At 34.5% G+C, this 23,856-nt stretch carries 25 protein-coding genes and 1 tRNA gene; 14 read left to right on the top strand and 12 right to left on the bottom strand.

Annotation, left to right across the window (positions count from 1 at the left end; genetic code table 11):
• Nucleotides 1–152 precede the first annotated feature (152 nt).
• The gene (locus tag AC1EUY_RS11680; RefSeq protein ID WP_480195718.1) at nt 153–491 is read right to left on the bottom strand and encodes a hypothetical protein; all 339 of its coding nucleotides are present in this window, start codon (nt 489–491) and stop codon (nt 153–155) included.
• A 127-nt stretch (nt 492–618) separates the two neighbouring features.
• Between AC1EUY_RS11680 and AC1EUY_RS11675 the strand changes: the two genes are divergently transcribed.
• Nucleotides 619–1,764 (top strand): trans-sulfuration enzyme family protein, encoded by a 1,146-nt coding sequence (locus AC1EUY_RS11675; RefSeq protein ID WP_480195717.1) that lies wholly within the window; start codon nt 619–621, stop codon nt 1,762–1,764.
• Between the two features lie 106 nt (nt 1,765–1,870).
• Here AC1EUY_RS11675 and AC1EUY_RS11670 read toward each other — a convergent pair whose 3' ends face one another.
• The gene (locus tag AC1EUY_RS11670; protein ID WP_480195716.1) at nt 1,871–2,053 is read right to left on the bottom strand and encodes a CPXCG motif-containing cysteine-rich protein; all 183 of its coding nucleotides are present in this window, start codon (nt 2,051–2,053) and stop codon (nt 1,871–1,873) included.
• Nucleotides 2,054–2,110: 57 nt separating this feature from the next.
• On the opposite strand from AC1EUY_RS11670, the gene bshB1 reads away from it, so the two are divergent.
• Nucleotides 2,111–2,827, top strand: a complete 717-nt coding sequence (gene bshB1, locus AC1EUY_RS11665; RefSeq protein ID WP_480195715.1) for a bacillithiol biosynthesis deacetylase BshB1 — start codon at nt 2,111–2,113, stop codon at nt 2,825–2,827.
• A gap of 39 nt (nt 2,828–2,866) precedes the next feature.
• Here the strand turns inward: bshB1 and AC1EUY_RS11660 are convergent, their stop codons facing one another.
• Nucleotides 2,867–4,105, bottom strand: coding sequence for a mechanosensitive ion channel family protein (locus AC1EUY_RS11660; RefSeq protein WP_480195714.1), 1,239 nt, complete (start codon nt 4,103–4,105; stop codon nt 2,867–2,869).
• Nucleotides 4,106–4,242: 137 nt separating this feature from the next.
• Between AC1EUY_RS11660 and AC1EUY_RS11655 the strand changes: the two genes are divergently transcribed.
• The 6 genes from AC1EUY_RS11655 to AC1EUY_RS11630 all read left to right on the top strand — a co-directional run bounded on the left by AC1EUY_RS11655 (nt 4,243) and on the right by AC1EUY_RS11630 (nt 8,645).
• Nucleotides 4,243–4,797, top strand: a complete 555-nt coding sequence (locus AC1EUY_RS11655; protein ID WP_480195713.1) for an RNA polymerase sigma factor — start codon at nt 4,243–4,245, stop codon at nt 4,795–4,797.
• A 4-nt stretch (nt 4,798–4,801) separates the two neighbouring features.
• Entirely contained in the window at nt 4,802–5,611 is an 810-nt protein-coding gene (locus AC1EUY_RS11650; protein WP_480195712.1) for a HEAT repeat domain-containing protein, read from the top strand.
• 24 nt (nt 5,612–5,635) lie between these two features.
• On the top strand, nt 5,636–6,496 hold the full coding sequence (locus AC1EUY_RS11645; RefSeq protein WP_480195711.1) for a DUF4097 family beta strand repeat-containing protein: 861 nt from the start codon (nt 5,636–5,638) through the stop codon (nt 6,494–6,496).
• Between the two features lie 4 nt (nt 6,497–6,500).
• A complete protein-coding gene (locus AC1EUY_RS11640; protein ID WP_480195710.1) occupies nt 6,501–7,310 on the top strand; it encodes a DUF4097 family beta strand repeat-containing protein in 810 nt (269 codons plus the stop codon).
• Entirely contained in the window at nt 7,282–8,487 is a 1,206-nt protein-coding gene (locus AC1EUY_RS11635; RefSeq protein WP_480195709.1) for a serine hydrolase domain-containing protein, read from the top strand. Before AC1EUY_RS11640 ends, AC1EUY_RS11635 begins: the two co-directional genes overlap by 29 nt.
• 81 nt (nt 8,488–8,568) lie before the next feature.
• Nucleotides 8,569–8,645 (top strand) — tRNA-His (locus tag AC1EUY_RS11630).
• Nucleotides 8,646–8,719: 74 nt separating this feature from the next.
• Here the strand turns inward: AC1EUY_RS11630 and AC1EUY_RS11625 are convergent.
• From AC1EUY_RS11625 to AC1EUY_RS11615, 3 genes are read right to left on the bottom strand one after another with little or no spacing between them, the layout of a single operon-like run.
• A complete protein-coding gene (locus AC1EUY_RS11625) occupies nt 8,720–9,361 on the bottom strand; it encodes an acyloxyacyl hydrolase (protein ID WP_480195708.1) in 642 nt (213 codons plus the stop codon).
• Between the two features lie 3 nt (nt 9,362–9,364).
• Nucleotides 9,365–10,252: a 3-hydroxybutyryl-CoA dehydrogenase gene (locus AC1EUY_RS11620; protein WP_480195707.1), complete on the bottom strand. Its 888-nt coding sequence runs from the start codon at nt 10,250–10,252 to the stop codon at nt 9,365–9,367.
• 43 nt (nt 10,253–10,295) lie between these two features.
• Nucleotides 10,296–11,255 carry a Gfo/Idh/MocA family protein gene (locus AC1EUY_RS11615; protein ID WP_480195706.1) on the bottom strand — a complete coding sequence of 320 codons (960 nt, stop codon included), beginning with the start codon at nt 11,253–11,255 and terminating at the stop codon, nt 10,296–10,298.
• Between the two features lie 85 nt (nt 11,256–11,340).
• Here AC1EUY_RS11615 and AC1EUY_RS11610 point away from each other — a divergent pair, with 85 nt between their 5' ends.
• The gene (locus AC1EUY_RS11610) at nt 11,341–11,985 is read left to right on the top strand and encodes a protein-L-isoaspartate(D-aspartate) O-methyltransferase (RefSeq protein ID WP_480195721.1); all 645 of its coding nucleotides are present in this window, start codon (nt 11,341–11,343) and stop codon (nt 11,983–11,985) included.
• On the opposite strand, the gene nadC is transcribed toward AC1EUY_RS11610, so the two are convergent.
• Entirely contained in the window at nt 11,986–12,843 is an 858-nt protein-coding gene (gene nadC, locus AC1EUY_RS11605) for a carboxylating nicotinate-nucleotide diphosphorylase (RefSeq protein WP_480195705.1), read from the bottom strand. It lies immediately after the preceding gene.
• Nucleotides 12,844–12,887: 44 nt separating this feature from the next.
• Here nadC and rlmH point away from each other — a divergent pair, with 44 nt between their 5' ends.
• A complete protein-coding gene (gene rlmH / locus AC1EUY_RS11600; RefSeq protein WP_480195704.1) occupies nt 12,888–13,361 on the top strand; it encodes a 23S rRNA (pseudouridine(1915)-N(3))-methyltransferase RlmH in 474 nt (157 codons plus the stop codon).
• A 96-nt stretch (nt 13,362–13,457) separates the two neighbouring features.
• On the opposite strand, the gene ppgK is transcribed toward rlmH, so the two are convergent.
• Entirely contained in the window at nt 13,458–14,240 is a 783-nt protein-coding gene (ppgK, locus tag AC1EUY_RS11595; protein WP_480195703.1) for a polyphosphate--glucose phosphotransferase, read from the bottom strand.
• 107 nt (nt 14,241–14,347) lie between these two features.
• On the opposite strand from ppgK, the gene mscL reads away from it, so the two are divergent.
• The gene (mscL, locus tag AC1EUY_RS11590; RefSeq protein ID WP_480195702.1) at nt 14,348–14,791 is read left to right on the top strand and encodes a large conductance mechanosensitive channel protein MscL; all 444 of its coding nucleotides are present in this window, start codon (nt 14,348–14,350) and stop codon (nt 14,789–14,791) included.
• 93 nt (nt 14,792–14,884) lie between these two features.
• On the opposite strand, the gene AC1EUY_RS11585 is transcribed toward mscL, so the two are convergent.
• Nucleotides 14,885–16,891 (bottom strand): vanadium-dependent haloperoxidase, encoded by a 2,007-nt coding sequence (locus AC1EUY_RS11585; protein WP_480195701.1) that lies wholly within the window; start codon nt 16,889–16,891, stop codon nt 14,885–14,887.
• Nucleotides 16,892–17,133: 242 nt separating this feature from the next.
• Here AC1EUY_RS11585 and AC1EUY_RS11580 point away from each other — a divergent pair, with 242 nt between their 5' ends.
• Complete coding sequence (locus AC1EUY_RS11580) at nt 17,134–17,358, top strand: hypothetical protein (RefSeq protein WP_480195700.1); 225 nt, start codon at nt 17,134–17,136, stop codon at nt 17,356–17,358.
• Nucleotides 17,359–17,842: 484 nt separating this feature from the next.
• Here AC1EUY_RS11580 and AC1EUY_RS11575 read toward each other — a convergent pair whose 3' ends face one another.
• Entirely contained in the window at nt 17,843–18,034 is a 192-nt protein-coding gene (locus tag AC1EUY_RS11575; RefSeq protein WP_480195699.1) for a cold-shock protein, read from the bottom strand.
• A gap of 144 nt (nt 18,035–18,178) precedes the next feature.
• Here AC1EUY_RS11575 and AC1EUY_RS11570 point away from each other — a divergent pair, with 144 nt between their 5' ends.
• A complete protein-coding gene (locus AC1EUY_RS11570) occupies nt 18,179–18,766 on the top strand; it encodes a non-canonical purine NTP diphosphatase (RefSeq protein WP_480195698.1) in 588 nt (195 codons plus the stop codon).
• On the opposite strand, the gene AC1EUY_RS11565 is transcribed toward AC1EUY_RS11570, so the two are convergent.
• Both AC1EUY_RS11565 and AC1EUY_RS11560 read right to left on the bottom strand, forming a co-directional pair.
• Nucleotides 18,758–21,343: a DNA gyrase/topoisomerase IV subunit A gene (locus tag AC1EUY_RS11565; protein ID WP_480195697.1), complete on the bottom strand. Its 2,586-nt coding sequence runs from the start codon at nt 21,341–21,343 to the stop codon at nt 18,758–18,760. The genes AC1EUY_RS11570 and AC1EUY_RS11565 overlap by 9 nt on opposite strands.
• Before the next feature lie 5 nt (nt 21,344–21,348).
• A complete protein-coding gene (locus AC1EUY_RS11560) occupies nt 21,349–23,226 on the bottom strand; it encodes a DNA topoisomerase IV subunit B (protein ID WP_480195696.1) in 1,878 nt (625 codons plus the stop codon).
• A 470-nt stretch (nt 23,227–23,696) separates the two neighbouring features.
• Between AC1EUY_RS11560 and AC1EUY_RS11555 the strand changes: the two genes are divergently transcribed.
• On the top strand, nt 23,697–23,819 hold the full coding sequence (locus AC1EUY_RS11555) for a hypothetical protein (protein WP_480195695.1): 123 nt from the start codon (nt 23,697–23,699) through the stop codon (nt 23,817–23,819).
• Nucleotides 23,820–23,856: the final 37 nt, after the last annotated feature.

The raw sequence follows: 23,856 nt of genomic DNA, 5'->3' as shown, positions 1-23,856 counted from the left end.
TTTTGAAGTGGGTTCTTTAGGTGTATTCTTGGCAGTAGTATTGGCAGAAGCACTTTTGGCAATCTTAGGTATTCTATGGTTTAAAAAAGGCCGCTGGAAAACAACGCAAGTATAGAATAAAAAAACCCGAGAAATTTTTCTCGGGTTTTCTTTTAAAGCGGCGGAGGCAAACTTTGTAAGTTTCTGTTTCTTTCCCTTTTTTCTTGCCTCAATACTTTTTGGGTCACCGCCAATCCATCATGAGAGGTTTGGTTAATTTTTGAGCAGCCCTCATACTGCCGTTTTTGTATCACTTGTTTAAGGCGATAATTTTCCTTTTTCATATTAGCAAGTTGTTGCTTCAATGATTGAAGCGACTCAACTTTCCCTTTTTCTAGCATTTTACTTTCTCTTTCTATTAATTGTACTTCCTCTTTAAAAACCGATGCGATTTCTTGTGCTTGCAGCGTGATTGTGAAGAGCAATCCTACCGCAAAAATTAGTTGTTTCATTTGTTGTAATATTAACGTAATCTTGTGTTCTTGTTAGTATGACACTAACTTTTTAAATAGGTCACATTTACGTTATAATTATTTTCAAAATATCAAGTATCTTTAGTCAATCAATTAAATCTAACTCATGAAAAAAGAATTTGGAAATAGTACTATTTGCACACATACTGGCGAAATTAAAGACACACAATTTGGTGGTGCGGTTTCACCTATTTTTATGGCGAGTTCGTATCCGTTTATGGATGTAGAAAAGAAACGCTATCCAAGGTATTTTAACAATCCGAATCAAGAGGCTGTAGCAACAAAAATAGCTGCTTTAGAAGGAGGCGAGCAAGGGTTGGTTTTTGCGTCTGGTATGGCGGCAATTAGCACGACATTATTCGCTTTTTTGAGTACAGGAGATCATATTGTCTTACAAAATGAGATTTATGGTGGTACTTTTAATTTTGTTGTTGAAGAATTTGAAAAATATGGAATTGAATACTCTTTTACTAAAGGTGTGGCTGTTGCTGATTTTGAAGCTGAGATCCGCAGTAATACAAAGGTTGTTTATGTAGAAACACCTTCAAATCCGTTACTCACCATTACAGATATTAGTGGTGTTGCTAAAATTGCAAAGAAGCATGGTATAGTTTCAATGATCGATAATACGTTTGCTTCACCTATAAATCAAACACCACTCAAATTAGGAATTGACATCTCATTACATTCCGCTACAAAATATTTAAGCGGGCATAGTGATATGTGTGCTGGCGCTGTGGTAGCTTCTCAAGAGCATATTGATACGATATGGCACAAGAGCAAAAATTTAGGAGGCAGCATGAGTGATTTTATGTGTTATCTCTTAGAACGCAGTATCAAAACCTTAGCGGTACGTATTGAAAAACACAATAGCAATGCTCAAGCGCTGGCTGAATGGCTTCAAGCACATACTGCCGTTGCCAAAGTGTATTATCCTGGCTTGCAGGAACATCCAAATCATAAATTGGCAAAAGCACAAATGCAAGGGTTTGGAGGGATGTTATCTTTCGAATTGACAAGTCAATATAATGCTGCAACCTTTTTAAAACGATTAGCTTTAATAAAACCATCAATGAGCTTGGCAGGGGTAGAATCTACGATGCTATTACCTTCAGAAACTTCGCACGCTTTGCTTACACCCGAACAGCGAACTGAAGTTGGTATTTCTGATAATCTTATTCGTTTTTCTGTGGGTATTGAAGATATTGAAGATTTACAGAAAGATATTGAGCAAGCGTTAAGTACAAGTTAACGTCATTGCGAGCTCAAATTTATTTGAGCGTGGCAATCTATTCAATTTGAATCTTAATTTGAAAGATTACTTCGTCGCAAGAATATTCTTGCTCCTCGCAATGACGTTACTGATCAATATCATCTGCCGAGAAGCTTGTCAAATCATTATCTGTACATGTAAACGTTATTTCAATAGGCCTACAACAAACCTCACAATCTTCTATATAGGTCGTGTTGGCTGTCGAGGTGTCGAGTAGCATTGATATCGTTTCCCAGCAATAGGGACATTGAAAAAAGTGTTCTAACATGAGACTAGATAGTTTACCACAAAAATACCATATATTTGATATAAGATTTTTGACTATATGAAATTAGATATACTTGCCATTGGAGCACACCCTGACGATGTAGAATTGAGTTGTGCAGCTACTATTGCCAAAGAAATATCGCTTGGGAAAAGAGTAGGGATTTTAGACCTTACCCGTGGAGAATTAGGAACCCGTGGTTCAGCAGAAATTCGAGATCAAGAAGCTGCGAATGCGGCAAATATTTTAGGTGTAACAGTTAGAGAAAATCTTGCTTTCGCGGATGGATTCTTTGTAAATGATAAAAAGCACCAATTAGAAGTTATTAAAATGATTCGTAAATACCAGCCCGATATTGTATTATGTAATGCTGTTGAAGATCGTCATATAGATCATGGTAAGGGTAGTAAATTGGTGAGTGATGCTTGTTTTCTATCGGGTTTGCGTCGTATAGAAACCGAATTTAATAGAAAGAGGCAAGAACATTGGCGACCTAAACAAGTCTATCATTACATTCAATGGAAAAACTTAGAGCCCGATTTTGTGGTTGATGTTTCTGGGTTTATTGATAAGAAATTAGAAGCAGTAAAAGCATATAGTTCTCAATTTTATGATCCGAATAGTAAAGAACCTGTATCTCCTATAACCAGTAAAAATTTCTTAGAAAGCATCGTGTATCGTGCACAAGATTTAGGTAGGCTCATTGGGGTAGATCACGCCGAAGGTTTTACTGTAGAGCGTTATGTAGCTGTTGATAGTTTAGATAACTTAATTTAGATTAAAGCGAACTTTAATAATACTTACGGAAGAAGAAAATTAAACTTGAATTTTTGTTGGCAACTCAAACAATTCTAAATCAAAATACTCGATAGCAGCTAATAAATGATCAAAAATATCTGCCATAATATATTCATAATTTTCCCAACGTTTATCTGCACTAAATGCATAGATTTCTATAGGTAACCCTTGTGTAGTAGGGGCTAATTGTCGTACCATAATCATCATTTCTTTATTGATACCAGAATGGTTTTTAACATAAGTCTCTGCATACTTTCTAAAAACACCAATATTGGTCAGATTCCTTCCATTAAGTAACAATTTTTTATCAATAGCTTGCGCTGTATTATATTCAGTAATTTTTTCTTGACGTGATGAAATATATTCTGTTATAAGTTGAATATTTTTTAGTCGTTCTATTTCATTTTCAGATAAATACTTAATACTATCCATCTTAATATTTAAAGATCGTTTAATTCTACGACCTTGAGAATTGGTCATTCCACGCCAATTTTTAAAAGAATCGGAAATCAATGCATAGGTAGGTATGGTAGTGATGGTTTTATCGAAGTTTTGAACTTTTACAGTTGCTAAGGTAATTTCAATAACATCTCCGTCTGCACCATACTTATCAAAGGTAATCCAATCGCCAATACGAACCATATCATTAATTGATACTTGGATACTAGCTACAAAACCTAAAATGGTATCTCTAAAGACTAAAATAATAATCGCTGAAGCTGTACCTAGTGCTGCAAAAAAGCGAAGTACAGACTGCCCAGTAATCACGGTAAAAGCTAATAAGAATCCTGCAAACCAAGCGAAAATCATAAAAACCTGTATATAACTTGCTATAGGTTTGTCTTTTAGATTTGGTAAAGTTTTAAGATAATCTTTAATGGAGTTGAGTACACTTCTAACAATCCATAAGGTTAATATAATGGCAAAAACTTCTAGAGATTTTATGATAAAATTTTTAGCATTTTCAAAATCACTAAAAATTAAAGGAGTGAATTCTATTGCTAAAAAGAGTGGTATTATGTGCGCAAAATTTCTTGGAGTCTTATTGCTGATCAATATATCATCAAAGTTTGTTTTTGATCGCTTCGCAATTCTAACTGAAAGACTTCTTAAAATTCTTCGAACAACATAATCAACTAAAAAAATTAGGATCAATGCTATGAGTAGCAGTACAATCATATTGAGATATTTTGCACCAGTCTCATTAACTCCAGACTTGATTAGAAGATCGTAAATAACATGTGTTATTTTATGCATTGCATTTAGTTTAGAGCACAAAAGTAATGATATACTATTTTTCAAGTACAGTAAAATGTTATTTTTAATTAATTTCTGTAACGTTTTTTAAAAAGCTAAGTTTACCTTTATGAATCAACAAATCAACAGTGTTACAATTGGATAAGTTATCAGATAGTTCATTAATGTTAAGCGTAAAATCTGGGCAATTAGAAAAGCTAGGATTATTATACGAACGACACAAAAAACGATTGTTTGGTTTTTACTATCAAATGCATAAAAATGCATCCTTGTGTGAGGACTTAGTGCAAACTGTTTTTGAGCGTATGCTGAAGTATAAACACACATTTACAGATGAAAGTAATTTTATTTCTTGGATGTTTCAGATTGCCAGAAATATTAATTACGACCATTTTAGAAAAAATAAGAAAAGTATGTATAATGAAGATATTGATGAATTGTCAGAGGTAGTGAGCGATAGTTCAGATATTAATGAGCAAATAGAATTAGAAGAAGACACCTCAAATCTGGCATTAGCATTAAACAAATTACAGCCAGAAAAGAGAGAGGTGCTAATTTTAAGTAAGTACAAAGAATTAAAATATAGTGAAATAGGTGATATACTTGGGTGTAGTGAAGGAGCCGCTAGAACAAAAGCACATCGAGCATTACATGATTTAAGGGCTATTTTTTTACAAATTGAAAAGAATTGAAGTTATGAATAAGCAAGAGTTTGATAGTTTAAAAATTGATTATATATACGATAAACTTTCTGTTGATAAGCAGCGAGAAGTAGAACAATATCTTTCTGAAAATCCAAAACAGATTGCAGCGATTGACGAATTGAGAGCACTGTTAAATTTTGATATTGAAATTCCAAAAGCTTCAGAAAATAAAATGGATGCTAGATTTTATACGTTTTTGAAAACTGAAAAAGAAAAGCATTCATCTAAAAAATCTACATTTTTAGATCAGTTAAAGGTATTATTTACTACAAATAGTATGCAAGGAAAGCTAGTATATGGTTTAGGATTATTGGCATTAGGTCTTTTTTTGGGAAGGCAATTCAATGGTTCATCTTCGTCTCAACAAACATCTAATGAATCTATTCAGTATGCTAAGGCAGAAACCGAAGAAGTGCGTTCTCAATTAGTACTTGAATTAATAGAGCAACCTTCGGCTAATAAGCGTTTAAAAGCTGTTAATGAGGCGAGTAAATTAACCGATGCAACAGAACAGGTAATTAAAGCTTTGTTTGTCACTTTAAATAATGATGATAATGTAAATGTAAGACTGGCGGCTATAGAATCACTTATGCGTTATTCTGATAAACCTATTGTCAGACAAGGTTTAATAACATCAATAACCACGCAAGACTCACCATTGGTACAAGTAGCACTTGCCGATGTAATGTTGTCGCTACAAGAGAAAAATTCTATAGACCCACTTAAAGAGTTATTGAATCAACCCAATGTTGACGCAAATGTGAAAGAGAAAATAGATGAAACCATAAAAGAGATCATTTAAAAAAGTAATCAAAAAACGAGTAATATGAATAATTTAAAAATCCTTTATATGTTATTATGCTGTTTTTGCAGTGTATTGATATACAGTCAAAGTTTTAACGAAACGATCTCGAAAGAAGTTTCGTTTAAAGCTAAATCTTCAGATAATTTATTAATTGTAGATAATGTATTCGGCTCTATAGAAGTTGAAGGTTATAACGGTACTACGATAAAAATAGAGGCTAAAAAATCTATTGACGCCTACAATAATAGAGCCTTAGCGCAAGGAAAAAAAGAAGTAGGTGTGCGAGTAGAGGAAGTCGATAATTATATTTATGTTTTTCTAGACACACCCTATACTAGATTTAATAGGGAAACAGGGCGCTATGGTCATCATGAAAATAATTCAAGAAGAAATTACTCCTACACCTTAGATTTCAAAATTAAGGTTCCCTATCATACGAATGTAGAACTAAAGGCTGTAAATGATGGCGATATAAATGTAACCAATGTACATGCGAGTGAAATTGTAGTGAGTAATATTAACGGTCCTATTACACTCGAAAATATTTCTGGTAAAACACATGTAAATGCTTTGAATAGAGATATCAATATATCGTATAAAACGAAACCCGTAGATGGTTCTTCATATAAGTCACTAAATGGAAATATTAATATCACTGTAAAAGAAGATGTAGATGCAGATATATCTTTTAAAAGTATGAATGGTGGCTTTTACACAAACTTAGAAACGTCGAGTAGTAAACCTATTACTTCGGTAACAAAATTTAAGCACTATAAAAGTACCAAGTATAAGCTAAATTCGAAGCAACAATTTAGAATTGGTAACGGTGGTTCAAAACTGAGTTTTGATTTGTTAAACGGGGATGCTACCATTAAAATATAAAATTATGAAAAAGTATAATATATTGATAAATAAAATATTATTATTAGTATTTTTATGTGGAGCTTTCATGTTACAGGCGCAAGAAGAAGTGGTGGTGCCATTGAGTAAACCTGGAGCAAAAGGCAAACTAACCATGTATTTATTAAACGGCTCTATTTCTGTTGAAAGTCATCTGGGTAACGATGTTATTGTAAACGCAGTTGCAAGAGCATCTAGAAAACAAAAAGAAAAGCAGAAATATGGCTTAAAGAAAATCAACTCGAATGAAGTTCGATTTTCGGTTGAAGAAGTTGATAATAAAATTAGAGTACGTTCAAAGAATATAAATACTGTTACTGATTTTACAATTAAAGTACCCAAAGACTTTGATCTTAAATTAAATGTAACCAATAATGGAAATATCTATGTAGAAGGTGTAAGTGGCGAACTAGAGGTGAGTAACACCAATGGTAAAGTTGATATGAAGAATGTGAGTGGTTCGGTAATTGCAGACGCATTGAATAGAAATATTACAGTTACTTTTAATAAAATTAACACAAATGAATCTATGGCCTTTAGCAGCCTTAATGGTAATATTGATGTCACATTTCCAGAGAATTTAAAAGCTGACATTAAGGCGAAAACTGATAATGGTTCTGTCTATACTGATTTCGATATGAAAATAGTAGATAAAAAAGCCGATATTAAAAAAAGTAGAAAATCAAATGTGTATAAAGTAAATGTAGATAAATGGACATTTGGTACCATTAACGGAGGAGGAGCCGAGATGACCTTTAAAACGCTGAATGGAGATATTATTATTCGCCAGAAGTAGCATTAAAAAACAAACTATGTTATTGAGTAAAAAAAAATCAAAAAATGATAAGATAATACTGGTTTTTCTTATTATTTGTACTTTAAGTATTAGTTGTAAGAATAAAAAGAAGTTAGCTCACCAAGACAAAGGTGAGATTATAGAAAAAGTGATTAAGAATGTAGCTGACTCTTTGCTCTTAGATCCTAAAATAAATTCTGTTTCAATAGGAGTAATTAAAGACGAAAAATCCTACTCGGCACATTATGGAGAGTTAAACAAAGGGAAAGGAAACAAGCCAACAGATACAACAATTTATGAAATTGCTTCAGTCAGCAAATCATTTACAGGGACATTAGTTGCACAGGGAGTTCTTGATAAAAAGATACATTTAGACGATGATGTTAGAAAATATTTGACTGGTAATTTTTCAAATTTAGAATATGATGGTAATCCAATAAAAATTAAGCATCTAATTACCCACACAGCAGGTTTGCCAAGATTTTTACCAAAAGAAATAAATGAACTATTCAATACTATTGATGAAAACTTACCATTTAGAATTAATAATATTCAAAAAGAATATAATAAAGAAAAATTTCTTTCTGATTTACAGTCTATAACTATAGATTATATGCCAGGAACAAAATATGTTTATTCAAGCTCTGATACAGAGTTGATGGCACATATACTTGAGAATGTGTACGAAATGTCTTTTGAAGAATTATTGCAAAAATACATTTGTAAAATAGCTGAAATGAATAACACAAAGGTTCATTTATCTAAAAAAGAAGTATATTATTTAGCTGATGGTTTTGGTGAAAATAATAACAAAGTTCCTCATTTTGCAAATACTTTGTGGGGAGCTGGTGGTGGAATAAAATCTACCACTAGAGATTTAATGAATTATATAAGATTTCAACTTGATAAAAAAAACCTCGCGGCGAATGAATCTCATAAATTAATTTACACCGACGACCATATGCAAATGGCTTATTTATGGCCAGTTTTAAGTGATTCAGAACATGGTGAGTACTATGCAATTCATGGAGGTGCTTATGGTATGCAAAATTATTTGCTTATTGTACCTAAATATAAGTTAGGAATTTCAATCATAACCAATCAAAGTGGTCCTAATACACAAGGTAAATTATGGAATGCATTGAATAGTTTACTTTCTGATATTAAAAAATTATAAAGGTATCTCTTAAGGAAGATTTTTTATTTTTTATTTGCCATCATTTGCAAATAGATTATATTTGCATCCGCTAAGTACATGGTGGTTGTAGCTCAGTTGGTTAGAGCATCGGTTTGTGGTACCGAGGGTCGTGGGTTCGAGCCCCATCTTCCACCCCATAAAAGCCTTCAAGATTTCTTGAAGGTTTTTCTATTTAAAAAAGGTATAAAAATTATAAGTGAATTGCTATGTTTTAGTGTATATCAAATCCTAACCCAAATTCAATGTTTAACGAGTTATATCCGCTATTTCTTTGTTGTAAATTTGCATTCGAAACATGATTGTAGTTTGGTTTTAATGTCATAAACCACCGTTCACTAAACGAGTAGTTAATTTCTAATCCAAGATTCTCTATAAACGTAAAACCTTTAGACAAGCGTTCAGTTTCTATGTTTATAATAGCTAGGCCTATGGATGCGAAAGTAGCTAGCTCCCATTTTCTTGCAATTTTCTTTCGAATAGATATTTCGCCCTGAAGTGCATAAAGTTGCATTTGTTTTAGACGTGTAAACCGTTCTCTTAGCGTTTCAAAATTTTCCTCATTCGGTTGTATAAAAAATTCATTTTTCAATTGATGCTGTAAGAAATGAACTTGAGGTTGAAGACTAAATCCTAATTGATATTTTTTCTTGTTTAGCGGATAATAAAAAGAAACGCGTATGATATGAGTTTCATAGGTGTAATCGCTATCGTTAAAGAGAAAGTTATCTTCAGTACCGTATCCATAATGGATGGTAATGGTTTTTGGTTTTAGATTTGATGCTTTCTTTTTTTCTTGAGATTTACAAACGATACAACTCAGAAGGCATAGCAAAAATAAAACCTTTTCGAGCATTTTTTAAGAGAATTGCTTCGATAGTTTTTCGGCTTTTCTACTTTCTGAGTAATCATAAAATCCTTCACCAGATTTCACTCCTAATTTACCTGCAGTTACCATATTTACCAATAGCGGACACGGGGCATATTTAGGGTTTCCGAAACCTTCATAAAGTACGTTTAGAATTGACAAGCAAACATCTAAACCTATAAAATCAGCCAGTTGCAAGGGCCCCATAGGATGCGCCATACCCAATTTCATGACTGTGTCAATCTCATAAACACCCGCCACTCCTTCATACAGTGAATATATAGCTTCATTCAACATGGGCATTAAGATTCTATTGGCTATAAAGCCAGGATAGTCATTTACTGCTACTGGAACTTTATTTAACTTCTTTGAAAGTTCCATAATGGTATGAGTAACGGCATCTGAGGTACTATACCCTCTAATGATCTCTACCAATTTCATAATGGGTACCGGATTCATAAAATGCATACCAATAACCATTTCGGGTCTGTCGGTTACTGATGCGATTTTTGTTATAGAAATTGAAGATGTATTACTTGCCAAAATAGTTTCTTTTGAACATACATCATTTAATTCTTTAAAAATAGCAAGTTTTAGGTCAATATGCTCTGTAGCAGCCTCAACAACTAAGTCTGCTTGTTGAACACCCTCTTTAACAGATGTATGTGTTTCTATATTTGTAAGTGTATCTGTCTTATCTTGTTCAGCTATTTTCTCTTTAGCAACCATTCTGTCAAGATTCTTGGTTATGGTTGCAATTCCTTTGTCTAACGCTTGTTGAGAAATATCAATTAATTGGACCTTGTATCCAAATTGTGCAAAGGTATGGGCAATTCCGTTACCCATCGTCCCTGCACCAAGTACTGCTACATTCTTCATTTATTTAGGTTTATTCCGCGAAGGCGAAAGTATAATATATATTTTAAAAACTATCAATTATTTGTTGTGCTACACGTAATGCATAGGCACCATGAGACAAGGTTACAACAGGTGTGGTATTGTTATTTATGGCGTCTGCAAACGTTTCTAACTCATCTAAAATAGCGTTGTTAGGTGCTACTTTGGGGTTTTCAAAATAGATTTGTTTTTTAACTCCTTCGGCATTTTGTAAGATCATAGCAAATTCATCAGGATTTTCAGGTACATCTTTCATCTTTACCACTTCTACTTTTTTATCAAGAAAATCTATCGATACATAGGCATCTTTTTGAAAGAAACGTGTTTTACGCATATTTTTCAATGAGATTCTACTCGCTGTTAAGTTCGCTACGCATCCATTTTGAAATTCTATTCGTGCATTTGCAATATCTGGGGTTTCACTAATTACCGATACACCACTAGCATTTATATTTTTGACTTTAGAATCTACAACACTTAAAATAATATCGATGTCATGAATCATGAGATCTAATACCACAGAAACGTCTGTACCTCTTGGATTAAATTCTGCCAAACGATGTGTTTCAATAAACATAGGGTTATCAACCATGTCTTTCACAGCCATAAAGGCAGGGTTAAAACGCTCAACATGACCCACTTGCCCGCGAACATGATTCTTGCTCGCTAAGGTTTTAATTGCCTCGGCTTCAGAAACGGTAGTAGTAATAGGTTTTTCAATAAAAATATGACGACCTTTCGTAATGGCTTCTTTAGCACAATCAAAATGCGAAAGAGTAGGTGTTACGATATCTACAACTTCTACAGCGTCAATAAGTTCAGAGATGGTGTCGAATGGTGTATAGCCAAATTTTTCTGCAACAGCCTTAGCATTTTCAGCATTTGGGTCATAAAAACCTACTAAGTCATATTTTTCTGATTGTTGTAATAATTTTAAATGTATTTTACCGAGGTGACCAGCACCTAAAACACCAACCTTAAGCATAGAAAAAAATTTCCTCAAAAATAAGAAATAATAGATTTTCACTTGCGTATTTGCTTAAATATTTACGTAATTTGAAATCAACATGATAAAAGATACTGCAAGACACAAAGGACTTAGAAATCAATTAGTTAAAACTGTTCAGGCAAAAGGTATTAAAGACGAAAAAGTATTGAATGCTATTTCAGAAATACCGAGGCATCTGTTTATGGATTCAGGCTTCATTGATTTTGCGTACCAAGACAAGGCATTTCCTATTGCTGCCGATCAAACAATTTCTCAACCTTATACGGTCGCTTTTCAGACCGAATTATTAGATATTAAAGAAGGAGATAAGGTGTTAGAAATTGGTACGGGTTCTGGGTATCAGACTGCGGTTTTAATCGCGCTTAAAGCGGAAGTTTATAGTATAGAACGCCAAAAAGAATTGTATGATAAAGTAAAAAAATTTCTACCCAAAGTAGGCTATGTGGCTAAAAAATTAAACTTTGGTGATGGCTATGCTGGCTGGTCAGAATTTGCTCCTTTTGATAAAATTATTGTTACCGCTGGGGCACCTTTTGTACCAAGACCCTTATTAGAGCAGCTAAAAATAGGAGGTAGGCTTGTGATCCCTGTGGGCGATGCCATACAAACAATGACATTGTATATTAAAAAAGGAGCCAAAGAATTCGAAAAACATGAGTTTGGTGATTTTCGCTTTGTACCTATGTTAAAAGAGAGTCAGAAGTAACTATACCGCCTTTAAACTTAAATCCATATTATACACAGAATGGGTGAGTGCACCCGAAGAGATATAATCAACTCCACATTCGGCATAATGTCGAATCGTTTTTTCATTAATACCCCCCGAAGATTCCGTTAAGCATTGATCACCAATCATGGCAACAGCTCTACGTGTATCTTCATAATTGAAATTATCGATCAAGATTCTGTAAACACCTTCAGATTGTAATATTTCTTCTATTTCTTTAAGATTACGCGCTTCTACAATTATTTTAAGATCACGATCAGTATCTTTTAAATACTGTTTTGTTTTCTCAATAGCTTTGGTAATTCCTCCTGCAAAATCGATATGATTATCTTTTAGCATGATCATATCATACAAGGCAAAACGATGATTTTCGCCACTACCAATTTTCACAGCCCACTTTTCTAAAGCACGAATGCCCGGTGTGGTCTTACGCGTATCTAAAACTTTGGTATTTGTACCTTTTAATAGATCAACAAAAGTTCTTGTTTTTGTAGCAATTGCGCTCATACGTTGCATGGCATTCAAAACAAGACGTTCTGCCTTTAATATAGATTGTGAACTTCCTTCAACATAAAAAACAATATCTCCGTATTTTACATGACTACCATCCTCAATGAGTGTTTCGACAGTCATATTTTTATCTACATAGTTAAATACCATTTTTGCAAAGGCAACACCCGCTATAATCCCTTCATCTTTTACCAAAAGCTTGGCTTTACCTTTTGCAGTATCGGGAATGCAAGCCAAAGAGCTATGATCACCATCGCCTACATCTTCACGAATAGCATTTGAAATTATAAGTTTAAGTTCTTTATTAAATTGGTCTTTAGAGATCATGCATTTAAAATTTGATAGGCAAAAATAAGTTTTATATTTACTTCATGAAAATTAAACTTTTGGCAATTGGGAAGACAGACGACAAGCAACTAACACTGCTTTTCGATATTTATGAAAAGCGATTAAAGCACTATATAAAATTTGAATTTGAAGTAATACCCGATATTAAACATGCTAAAAATCTTTCAGAAAAAGAACAGAAAGAAAGAGAAGGTGAAGTGATATTAAAGCGAATTGAAGCTACAGATCAATTATTGTTGCTAGATGAAAAAGGTCATGAATTTCGATCGGTTGAATTTTCTAGGTTTTTGCAAAAAAAAATGAACTCAGGTATTAAGCAGCTCGTATTTGTAATTGGTGGCCCCTATGGTTTTTCTCAAAAAGTGTATGAAAAAGCTCAAGGCAAAGTAGCATTATCAAAAATGACCTTTTCGCATCAAATGATACGTATTTTTATTATTGAACAATTATATAGAGCGCTTACTATTTTAAAGAATGAGCCCTATCACCATGAATAATTATTTCGATAGTTTTTCTTTATATGTTCTTAAGGTCTTCCCTGGTTTTTGTAAAAGTTTTGATCACCAAAGACAAGTTTTTTATATACTACGGATTTATACATGATTTTCTGCTACTTTTGCTACTTTCTTTTGATGATATTTTTCTTCAACAACACCCAAAGCAGCTCCAACAATACCTGCATTATTTTGATATTTTGCGGGAACTACAGGTGAATTAATATTAATCACATCTTTAAACTGATCAAACTTTTTTGAGGCACCGCCTCCTAAAATGATGAGATCAGGAGTGAGCATACGCTCGACAATTTTTAAAAATTTATTAAAACGTTTTGCCCAGTTTTGTATAGAAATTCCGTCACGTTTTCTAGCCGAATCGGCAGCATAATGTTCTATCTGTTCATATTTTTTATAAGGAAAGCTACCAAGTTCGAAATTAGGAATTAAATGCCCATCATAGAAGGCTCCCGAGCCTAAACCCGTACCAATGGTAATCATGAGTACAAATCCCATTTCACCTTTGCCAACGCCAAAATGCATGACTGCTATGGCTGCTGCATCTGCATCATTAATTACAGTGAATGGTAATCCTGTTTTTTGACGAAACAATTCATCTACTTGAATACCTTTCCAACTTTCATGAAGATTACTATGCTGTACAGCTTTTCCGTGATGTATTACGGTGGGTAATCCACATCCTACTTTACCGTTCCAATTAAAGTGATCAATGAGCTCTTTTACGGTAGTAGCAATATCTTCTGGTTTTCTTCCCGTTGGAGTGGGTATTCTGTGTTTTTCAGAAAGTAATTCGCCCGTGGTAGTATCGACAATGGCTCCTTTAATACCAGAACCACCAATGTCTATTCCTAAAATTTTCAATTTCAATATGGTTAAAGATGCGAATTTGCAATTATTTTTAAGATATTCAAATTTATGATGGATTCACTTATATTATTTTTGTTAACATTGACAAAAAATAAATCAACATGAAATTTTTACAAGAGTTTAAAGAGTTTGCTGTTAAAGGTAATATGATGGATATGGCGATAGGTATTATTATTGGTGCTGCGTTTAATACGGTAATCGATGTATTGGTAAAACAGGTGCTTATGCCACCATTGTCTTTATTATCGAGCGGATTAAGCCTAGAGAATCGTAAAATAATTCTTCGTGATGCCAGTACCACTGAATCGGGTGCGGTGTTACAAGAAGAAGTTGCTATTGCTTATGGTGCTTTGGCAGAAGCTTTTCTAGATTTTATAATTGTAGGACTTACCATTTTTGTAGTAGTAAAAGCGATGAATAGATTGCGTTCAAAGGCGCAAGACACCAAAGACGAAACTGTAGTTACTCCAAAAGACATAGAATTGCTTACTCGAATGAATGAATTGTTAGAAGAACAAAATTCTTTGCTAAAAGCGAGATCGTAATCATAAACTATAGCTAAGTTTTTGACCAGTGTTACAAAAGAAGCACTGTGCCTAAACTTAGCTATACATTTTTTTTATTTCTAAAAAATAATTTTAGATTCTTCTGGTAGTGCCATCAAATAATGGAACGGTCATCGAAAAATTTTCACCGAACATTAATTTTTGTTCCTCTAAAATACCTAGTGCGATCTGCTCACCCATCAATATAGACTCGTAATAGTCTGTAAAATAATGTACACCAGCCCAGTTTCTACCTATTGAAATATTAGAAGCTAACTTATTCAATTCTCCTTCAACCGTTAAATGCGCTTTATTTAGGTATTTATCAAATACAGGTACCAATTTAAGAGATTGTCCTTCATTAACCGACACGAACGCCTTATCTGAATTTTCACCATCAGGCTTAAAGGTTTGCTGACAGTCAAAAAATCCCTTTAAAATAGTGACACAGGCACCAGCAACCGTTGCATGACCTGCACCATAGGCTGGGTGCATCGGTGATCCTTCACAAAATGCCATGGGTAATAAATAATTATCCTTTAAAGGATGCGTAATAATCTTATCAGGATCTTTCGCATTCTGTTCGGTATTGTGCGCGTCCACATGATCGAGAAGCTCTTGCAATTCATTTTTTACATTCAAAAGTTGAGGTGCCATCTCTTTTAAAACATCAAATTTTGTAATTCGTGCTGCTACTACCTCAGGTCGGCATCTCCTATGTATATTGTATTTCTGATAGCGTACTGCTTTTAAGGCACGTGTAGCAACTTCGGTTACTAACGATAAAATATGTGGACCACCAAAATGAGCAAAACCTTGCTGGTGGTCTCTGTTGTCATCTTCTTGAAATGGAATTCCTGGATCGAATGTATAACCATCTCCTAATAAGATCAAACAAGCATTTAAATAGGCTTCATACAAAGCATCATAATGTACATAGGTAGCTAAATCTCTAGGTGTATAGATAAAACGTCTGCCAGTGGCACCTCCTGGAAGATACTCTTCTAGACCATTCAACTTTGCACCATGTTGTACGTCAAGCCATTCTTCCCAGGTAGTCATATAATCTTTACTGGGTTTGGCGGTACGCACGCGTTGATCAACCGTAATAGCACCATAGGTGACTAAGCCATCTTCTGGATTTCTTTCATTATTATTGTCATTAATTCCTTTATTACCCATTAACAAAAACTGCGAAAGGTAAGGACCAATGACATCACCTTTGGTAATTCCTCGAAAGGCTGTTGCTGGATTCGGGCAAATGCGATGACAGCGTCTCGCTTCTTCTTGTGGGTTGAGCTTTAAGTCAGTACCCGAAAACCAGCTGATTTTTTTAAGTTTCTCTGTAAACTTAAGTACTTCTTCAACATCTTTTTTATCAACGCAAAGCTTTGTTAAGGTAGGTTTGTTCGATACACCGTTTTTAGGAATTTTTTGGCAAGGATTCTTGGTGTATTCTTCTTCAATGACTCCAGCACTAAGTGCATTAAAGGGTACATCACGTAGAAGTGCTTGAGCATAAACTTCAGCCATCTCTCCAGTAAGTTCAGCGCTACCTAATGTTGGAGCTGGTGGCATCGTAACCGCTTGTGCGTCGGGCCCTTCTAGGTCGTGGGCTAATCCAGCACTTTGACTTTCCCAGGCACGTACACCCGCGGGCTCTTTTTTCGAACCTACATTTTTCGCTTTAAACGATTTCCAATCATCTTTTTTGAGTTTAGGGCAGTTATTAGGGTGTCCAATGAAGCCTTTAGGCCCTAGTGGTGTATCTCTAAAATCTCTCGAGCCACCACTGTCAATGGCTCGTACAAAATATTGAAAGTGAATCGGGTTGTTTAGTAAACCAGTATCTTTATTATGAGGCATTCCTTTGGTAAAACTCATTAAGTACGATGGTTTACCATCTAATTTGATGGGTATTTCTTTATCATGTTTCTTCTTATGGAGTTCATCATGGCATTTAGTGATGGTATCGCCTTTTTTGTGCCTAAATTTTAGCTCATCACCATTCGTGTAATGATTTGGATGTAATCTTTGTGTAGCAAGTTGATTTGCTTCGTTTCTTTTCTCCCAAGCGGAAGTTCTTCTGTTAGTGTTCATAGCAATTGAATTTATTTAATTATACATAGAATATGTACTTGTAGAGATTGCTAAGTTAGTTGCTTATAAGTGTTTGTGAAAGAGGATATTTCCCCTTTTTGCAGGGGATTTTTCCTATTTTTATATTCTAATAATCTATCTTTTCCTTATCATTTATTTAAGATTTCTTTAAGGCAGTTACTAAAATCCAAGCTGTATTTTGCATTGCAACGAAATGCATCTTTAATGATTAAAGCACGCACATGAAAATTAATATCAAACTCGCCACTTTATTCGTATTACTATTTGTGCTTGTGCCTACTGTGCTTATGATTCCGTTGTATCAACGTGTAGAGGCTATCGAAAAGGTACAGCGAAACGAATCGGTAGCACCTACCAATAATGAAAATAATAGAGAAAGAAAAGTGTGTATGCAAGCTGCTAAAAATAATACCGTTGCACGAAAGACACCTTGCCAAGCATCCTAATAGGCTACCATTTTAGTGCTTTATACATAATAGTTGTTTCCACAAGCATAGCCTTTGCGGTTCATATGTAAGCTATCCGCAATAAAAAGCATCGGTTCAGGCTTCCCTTTTTTGGTAAGCATCAACTCCCAAATATCGAGGTAGGTGAGTTTGCTATTATTGCCATAGTAGTTTTTAGTAAGGTTTTGAAGACTTTATATTGTTTGTTAAAGACCTATTACGCTGAGCTCGGTTTAGCACTAATTTAGAACATATCTGAGGTTTGTAAATCGCTAAAGTATCTACTTTCTGAATTGGGAGTTGTTGCAAGGAGTCAACTTTTGAGTCAAAATGATGTGGGTCTTGGCTTCGTAGAGCGCACTTGCCAATAGAGCAACTACAAAACTTACATACAAATTTCTTCATTCCATAAAGCTATTAGATTCTAGGCATAAAAAAAGCATGCGTTTCGGCATGCTTCTCTTGTAAAAAATATTTGAAGTAATTACATTACTTTCACATTCACTGCGTTTAAACCCTTTTTACCTTCTGTTAAATCGAATTCAACTTTATCACCTTCTCTAACATCGTCGATTAATCCAGAAATGTGTACGAAATGCTCTTTGTTGTTATCGTCTTCTGTTATGAATCCAAAACCTTTAGAGTCATTAAAAAATTTTACTGTACCAGTACTCATAATAATAAATGTATTTAATTAAGCCGCGAAAGTAGGTCTTTTAAAATGATTCGAACTATAAAAACTTATTTTATTTTTTGATTTTCAATAAATTAGACATAGGTCATGCTTAAAATGAGTAAGATCGTTTACTTTTGTGCTCATATGAAGATCGTTTTTGCCACCCATAATGTAAATAAGCTACAAGAAGTACAGCAATTAGTACCTAAAAGTATTGAGTTACTAAGTTTAACAGATATTAATTGTATAGACGAAATACCTGAAACTGCCAAAACGCTTATGGGCAATGCACAGCTCAAAGCTGATTATGTGACACATAACTACGGGTACAATTGTTTTGCTGATGATACGGGTTTAGAAGTTACTACGTTAAACGGAGCGCCAGGTGTCTATTCGGCGCGCTATGCTGGCGCAACTAGAGATGCAGCTGCGAATATGCAAAAAGTACTGACCTATTTAGAAGGTAAGGCAGAGCGAAGTGCCCAGTTCAAAACGGTGATTGCTCTTAACCTTGACGGAAAAAGCTATGTATTTGAAGGTGTGTGTAAGGGTGAAATTTTACGAGAAAAATGCGGTTCTGAAGGATTTGGATACGATCCTATCTTTGTACCTGATGGATATGAGCGTTCTTTTGCCGAGATGCCCTTACATGAAAAAAACAAGATAAGTCACCGTGCCAAGGCCGTCGCACAGTTTGTTCATTTTTTACAAGAATACAAGGCGTTAAAATAGTGTTGCCTGCGCATCATCTCCTGATGGTTCATCCGTATCTTTATCAGAAACATGTTCTTCATCAATCACTTCAATTTCTTCTTCTTGCGGTGGCTGATAGGGTAGTGGCTCTAATAAATTAACTTGTTTTATTTTTTCTGTAGTTAATTGGTTTCCAATAGCTTTAATTCCTTTTACCGAAATAAATTCTTCAAAATTTACTTGCATGGGTTCTAGGCTTCTTTTAGAGAATAGAACTTCGGCGATCGGTCTAAATTCTGTTGAAACGATTTCTAGTTGTGATTTCGGGTGGTCTGAAATGAATGTTTCTTCTTTATTCGGGTTGTCGATCATAAAGCGTTTTACATAATAACGCTGTTTTTCACCTTCAAAATGCACCACAGAAATAGGTTTGTTTGGCAACCATTTTTCTAACACGATCATATCGTCATCAAAATGTGTTGTTAATTCTGGCATGATCGTCTTTACCGTACCTGACTGATTAATGATTAACAAGCGATCTTCTGCAGTAAATTCCCCTAAAAGATCACCACGGCCATCTACATTAAGACGCTGCACCGTATCATCAAACCAGATTTTGCGTGGTTTTAGTGTAGAAATACCTTTTTCTTTAAGTTCGATACGCTTTACAGCGTATTTGGTAACTGTATTTCCTCTGCTGCTACGCCCTTTAATAGCCAAATCGGCAAAATCAATATCCCATTTCAACTTTTTAATGCTACCAACAGCCCTTAAGTGGATGGTAATGATCTCGGCTTCACCATTAGGGTTGGCAGAGAAATACAATACTTTAGATTGCTTGTTGCCAGCGGTAAGGTCGTATTCTTTATCTCGCGTGATACTGGTCACCGAAAAACGTTTCATATAGGTAGGGCCTGATCTGCCATCACGATAAATCATGTTATAAACGGTGCGTTTGTCTTTCTTTTTAAACACAGCTACATGAATAATACTTTTACCCACAAAGGTTTTGCTATCGAGCTTTGTAACCATCATGATACCATCTTGTCTAAACACGATGATATCATCAATATCTGAGCAATCGGTCACAAATTCATCACGCTTTAGTCCGGTACCTATAAAACCTTCTTCACGATTTACATACAACTTTGCGTTTTTCATAGCTACCTTTGTGGCTACGATATCTTCGAATATGCGAATCTCTGTTTTTCGCTCTTTATCTTTACCGTATTTATCTTTTAGCTTCTTAAAATAATCAATGGCATATTCAATAAGGTTGGCGAGGTAGTTCTTTACTTCAGCAATTTTGTATTCAAGACTCTCTATAAACTGTTTTGCCTTATCAATATCGAACTTAGAAATCTTTTTAATTCTAATTTCCGTCAAGCGGACGATATCTTCTTCGGTCACCGCTCTTTTAAGATGTTTTATATGGGGTTTTAGGCCTTTGTCAATCGCTGCAATCACACCTTCCCATGTTTCTTCTTCTTCGATGTCGCGATAAATACGATTTTCAATAAAAATACGCTCTAACGAAGCGAAATGCCATTGTTCTTGCAATTCATTCAGTTGAATTTCAAGCTCTTGTTTTAACAAAGCTACCGTATGATCTGTAGATCGCTTTAAGATTTCGGTAACGCCAATAAAAACAGGCTTATTATCTTCAATCACACAGCATAAAGGAGAAATGGATTGTTCGCAATAGGTAAATGCGTATAAGGCATCGATCATTTTATCTGGAGAAACGCCAGAGGGTAGGTGTACTAAAATTTCAACATTGGCTGCCGTATTGTCTTCTATTCGCTTTATTTTGATCTTACCTTTTTCATTAGCTTTTAGAATTGAATCTATTAAAGTGCTCGTAGTAGTTCCATAAGGTAACTCATTAATTACTAATGTGTTTTTATCTAACTGTGATATTTTTGATCGTACTCTTACTTTACCACCGCGCTTACCATCATTATAGTTGGTAACGTCTGCAATTCCACCTGTTATAAAATCAGGTACAAGCTTAAAACTTCTTCCTTTTAAATACTTTATAGAGGCATCAATAAGTTCGTTAAAATTATGTGGAAGAATTTTAGTAGAGAGCCCTACAGCAATACCTTCGGCGCCTTGCGCTAATAACAACGGAAATTTAACAGGAAGGTCTATAGGTTCTTTTTTACGTCCATCATAGGATGCTTGCCAATCGGTAGTTTTCGGATTGAAGACTACTTCTAACGCAAATTTTGAAAGGCGTGCTTCAATATATCGTGAAGCGGCAGCGCGGTCACCAGTTAGTATATTACCCCAGTTACCTTGCATATCGATCAATAACTCTTTTTGGCCCAATTGTACCATGGCATCTGCAATACTTGCATCACCATGTGGGTGGTACTGCATGGTGTGTCCTACCAAATTCGCTACCTTATTGTAACGCCCATCATCAAGATCTTTCATAGACTGCATAATACGACGCTGTACAGGCTTCAAACCATCGTCTATTTTAGGCACGGCACGCTCTAAAATCACATACGAAGCATAGTCTAGAAACCAATCTTTATACATACCAGTAACTCTGGTAATGGTTTCTTGCTGCTCTTGGTTATTTTCTAATTCGTTTTCGTCTTGCATGGGGTTTATTCTTCAATTCCTACTTGTTCTTTCTCTTCAACAAGATCTAATTCTACTTTTAGGTTCTCTATAATGAATTTCTGCCTGTCGGGTGTGTTTTTACCCATGTAAAAGGTTAGTAATTGTTCGATCGACATTTCTTTATCTAACATAATCGGATCTAGACGTATGTTATCTCCAATAAAGTGCGCAAATTCATTTGGTGAGATTTCTCCAAGCCCTTTAAATCGGGTGATTTCAGGTTTTCCTTTTAATTTTTTTATAGCTTCTTGCTTTTCAGTTTCTGAGTAGCAATAATGAGTGTCTTTTTTATCACGAACTCTAAAGAGCGGTGTTTCAAGTATATATAAATGTCCTTCTTTAATTAATTCTGGGAAGAATTGTAGAAAAAAAGTAATGAGTAGTAAACGAATGTGCATACCATCAACATCGGCATCTGTAGCAATTACGATATTGTTATAGCGTAGATTTTCAATACCATCTTCTATATTGAGTGCCGCCTGTAATAAATTGAACTCTTCATTTTCATACACAATCTTTTTCGACATGCCAAAAGAGTTCAGCGGCTTTCCGCGTAAGCTAAAAACAGCTTGTGTGTTTACATCGCGTGATTTAGTTATGGAGCCACTAGCAGAGTCTCCTTCTGTGATAAATAAGGTGCTATCGAGGCGGTTGTCTTTTTTCATATCGCCCAAATGCACTCTACAATCACGTAGCTTTTTATTGTGTAAACTGGCTTTTTTCGCGCGATCACGGGCTAACTTTCGAATACCAGAAAGTTCTTTACGTTCTTTCTCAGCTTGTAAGATCTTTTTGTTAAGCTTTTCTGCAGCTTCTACATTTTTGTGTAGATAATTATCGAGGTTGGTTTTTACAAAGTCGTTTATAAAAGTTCGTACTGTGGGTAAACCACCTCCCATTTCTGTGGAGCCTAATTTTGTTTTTGTTTGACTTTCAAAAACGGGCTCCATTACTTTAACTGAGACCGCAGAAACAATTGATTTTCTGATGTCTGAAGCTTCAAAATTTTTACCAAAAAATTCTCGAACCGTTTTTACAACGGCTTCTCTAAAAGCATTTTGATGCGTTCCTCCTTGCGTAGTATGCTGACCATTTACAAACGAATGGTATTCTTCGCTATACTGCGTTCTACTATGCGTTAACGCGATTTCTATATCCTCTCCTTTAAGATGAATAATAGGGTAGAGCATATCGTCTTTCGAGATATTTTCTTCAAGAAGATCTTTTAATCCGTTCTCAGAAAAATACTTTTCTCCATTAAAAAGAATGGTTAATCCCGGATTGAGATACACATAGTTCTTAATCATTTTGATGATGTACTCACTACGAAACTTAAAATTATGGAATATCGTTTCGTCTGGTATAAAGGTAACCTTAGTACCTTTTCGTAATGTAGAAGGTTGCGCCTCATCATCTACAACAATAGTTCCTTTTTCAAATTCTGCTATCTTAGTTTGATCATCTCTAATAGATTGCACTTTAAAATGTGAAGATAGTGCGTTAACAGCTTTGGTACCTACACCATTTAACCCTACTGATTTTTTAAATGCTCTCGAATCATACTTACCACCAGTATTCATTTTAGAAACAACATCTACAACTTTACCTAAAGGGATGCCTCGACCATAATCGCGAACAGAAACTGTTTTATCTTTCACAGCAACCTCTATGGTTTTACCAGCACCCATAACATATTCATCAATAGAATTATCTAGCACTTCTTTAATAAGTATATAGATACCATCATCTGGTGAAGAACCATCACCCAATTTACCAATATACATACCAGGGCGCATTCTAATATGCTCTTTCCAATCGAGCGAACGAATATTATCTTCGGTATATGAAGTCTGTTTAGCCATTAAATGTTGTTTGAAGCGTTGCTAAAATACTATTTCAATATAAAAAATGAAACAGTACTACGATTATTTATTAACAGAGTTGTTCCTAAAGTAACTATTTATGCGTTTGCATATAAAGTCACTTTATTTTTTCATAAATATTTGTTAAAATAGTACTATGTATTACCAAGTACTGTAACATTTTTGAAATATAAGCGTCATATAAGAAACGAACATTAAAAATAATCATTATGAGAACAATTAAAAACATTGAAAAAAAGAGTCTTTTAGGACACACATCAAGAACATCTTGGAATATTAAAAGGCGTTACCGTTAATTAAACAATTTAGTAATCTATCAAATTTAAACATTATGAGAACATCAAAGAACATCGAAAAAAAGAGTTTATTAGGACACACAGTAAGAACATCGTGGAACACCTACAGACGCTATAAGTAAAAAATAATTATCCAAACTTAAAATAAAACGAATGAGAACATTAATTTTTCAAAAACAAGAACCTCCAATTAGAATACAAATTTGTTACCACGAATTGAATGATTTCGAAGACAGATTGTTTAACAAAAAACGAGGATATTATGTACAACATTAGAGATTGAGCGGCCAAAAGTAATTTTGGCCGCTCGTTA

The organism is Maritimimonas sp. 2210JD6-3, assembly GCF_056591795.1.
Note: the sequence above shows the minus strand (reverse complement) of the source record. Positions and strands in the feature narration are given on the sequence as shown.

Bases quoted from the DNA above. Each gene is read 5' to 3' on its own strand.
- AC1EUY_RS11580 (WP_480195700.1), top strand. From the start codon at position 17,134: ATGAAAATTAATATCAAACTCGCCACTTTATTCGTATTACTATTTGTG.
- AC1EUY_RS11575 (WP_480195699.1), bottom strand. From the start codon at position 18,034: ATGAGTACTGGTACAGTAAAATTTTTTAATGACTCTAAAGGTTTTGGA.
- AC1EUY_RS11615 (WP_480195706.1), bottom strand. From the start codon at position 11,255: ATGCTTAAGGTTGGTGTTTTAGGTGCTGGTCACCTCGGTAAAATACAT.
- AC1EUY_RS11650 (WP_480195712.1), top strand. From the start codon at position 4,802: ATGAATAAGCAAGAGTTTGATAGTTTAAAAATTGATTATATATACGAT.
- rlmH (WP_480195704.1), top strand. From the start codon at position 12,888: ATGAAAATTAAACTTTTGGCAATTGGGAAGACAGACGACAAGCAACTA.
- AC1EUY_RS11620 (WP_480195707.1), bottom strand. From the start codon at position 10,252: ATGAAGAATGTAGCAGTACTTGGTGCAGGGACGATGGGTAACGGAATT.
- nadC (WP_480195705.1), bottom strand. From the start codon at position 12,843: ATGATCTCTAAAGACCAATTTAATAAAGAACTTAAACTTATAATTTCA.
- AC1EUY_RS11645 (WP_480195711.1), top strand. From the start codon at position 5,636: ATGAATAATTTAAAAATCCTTTATATGTTATTATGCTGTTTTTGCAGT.
- AC1EUY_RS11675 (WP_480195717.1), top strand. From the start codon at position 619: ATGAAAAAAGAATTTGGAAATAGTACTATTTGCACACATACTGGCGAA.
- mscL (WP_480195702.1), top strand. From the start codon at position 14,348: ATGAAATTTTTACAAGAGTTTAAAGAGTTTGCTGTTAAAGGTAATATG.
- AC1EUY_RS11565 (WP_480195697.1), bottom strand. From the start codon at position 21,343: ATGCAAGACGAAAACGAATTAGAAAATAACCAAGAGCAGCAAGAAACC.
- bshB1 (WP_480195715.1), top strand. From the start codon at position 2,111: ATGAAATTAGATATACTTGCCATTGGAGCACACCCTGACGATGTAGAA.
- AC1EUY_RS11680 (WP_480195718.1), bottom strand. From the start codon at position 491: ATGAAACAACTAATTTTTGCGGTAGGATTGCTCTTCACAATCACGCTG.
- AC1EUY_RS11670 (WP_480195716.1), bottom strand. From the start codon at position 2,053: ATGTTAGAACACTTTTTTCAATGTCCCTATTGCTGGGAAACGATATCA.
- AC1EUY_RS11570 (WP_480195698.1), top strand. From the start codon at position 18,179: ATGAAGATCGTTTTTGCCACCCATAATGTAAATAAGCTACAAGAAGTA.
- AC1EUY_RS11585 (WP_480195701.1), bottom strand. From the start codon at position 16,891: ATGAACACTAACAGAAGAACTTCCGCTTGGGAGAAAAGAAACGAAGCA.
- AC1EUY_RS11640 (WP_480195710.1), top strand. From the start codon at position 6,501: ATGAAAAAGTATAATATATTGATAAATAAAATATTATTATTAGTATTT.
- AC1EUY_RS11555 (WP_480195695.1), top strand. From the start codon at position 23,697: ATGAGAACATTAATTTTTCAAAAACAAGAACCTCCAATTAGAATACAA.
- AC1EUY_RS11560 (WP_480195696.1), bottom strand. From the start codon at position 23,226: ATGGCTAAACAGACTTCATATACCGAAGATAATATTCGTTCGCTCGAT.
- AC1EUY_RS11625 (WP_480195708.1), bottom strand. From the start codon at position 9,361: ATGCTCGAAAAGGTTTTATTTTTGCTATGCCTTCTGAGTTGTATCGTT.
- AC1EUY_RS11635 (WP_480195709.1), top strand. From the start codon at position 7,282: ATGGAGATATTATTATTCGCCAGAAGTAGCATTAAAAAACAAACTATG.
- AC1EUY_RS11660 (WP_480195714.1), bottom strand. From the start codon at position 4,105: ATGCATAAAATAACACATGTTATTTACGATCTTCTAATCAAGTCTGGA.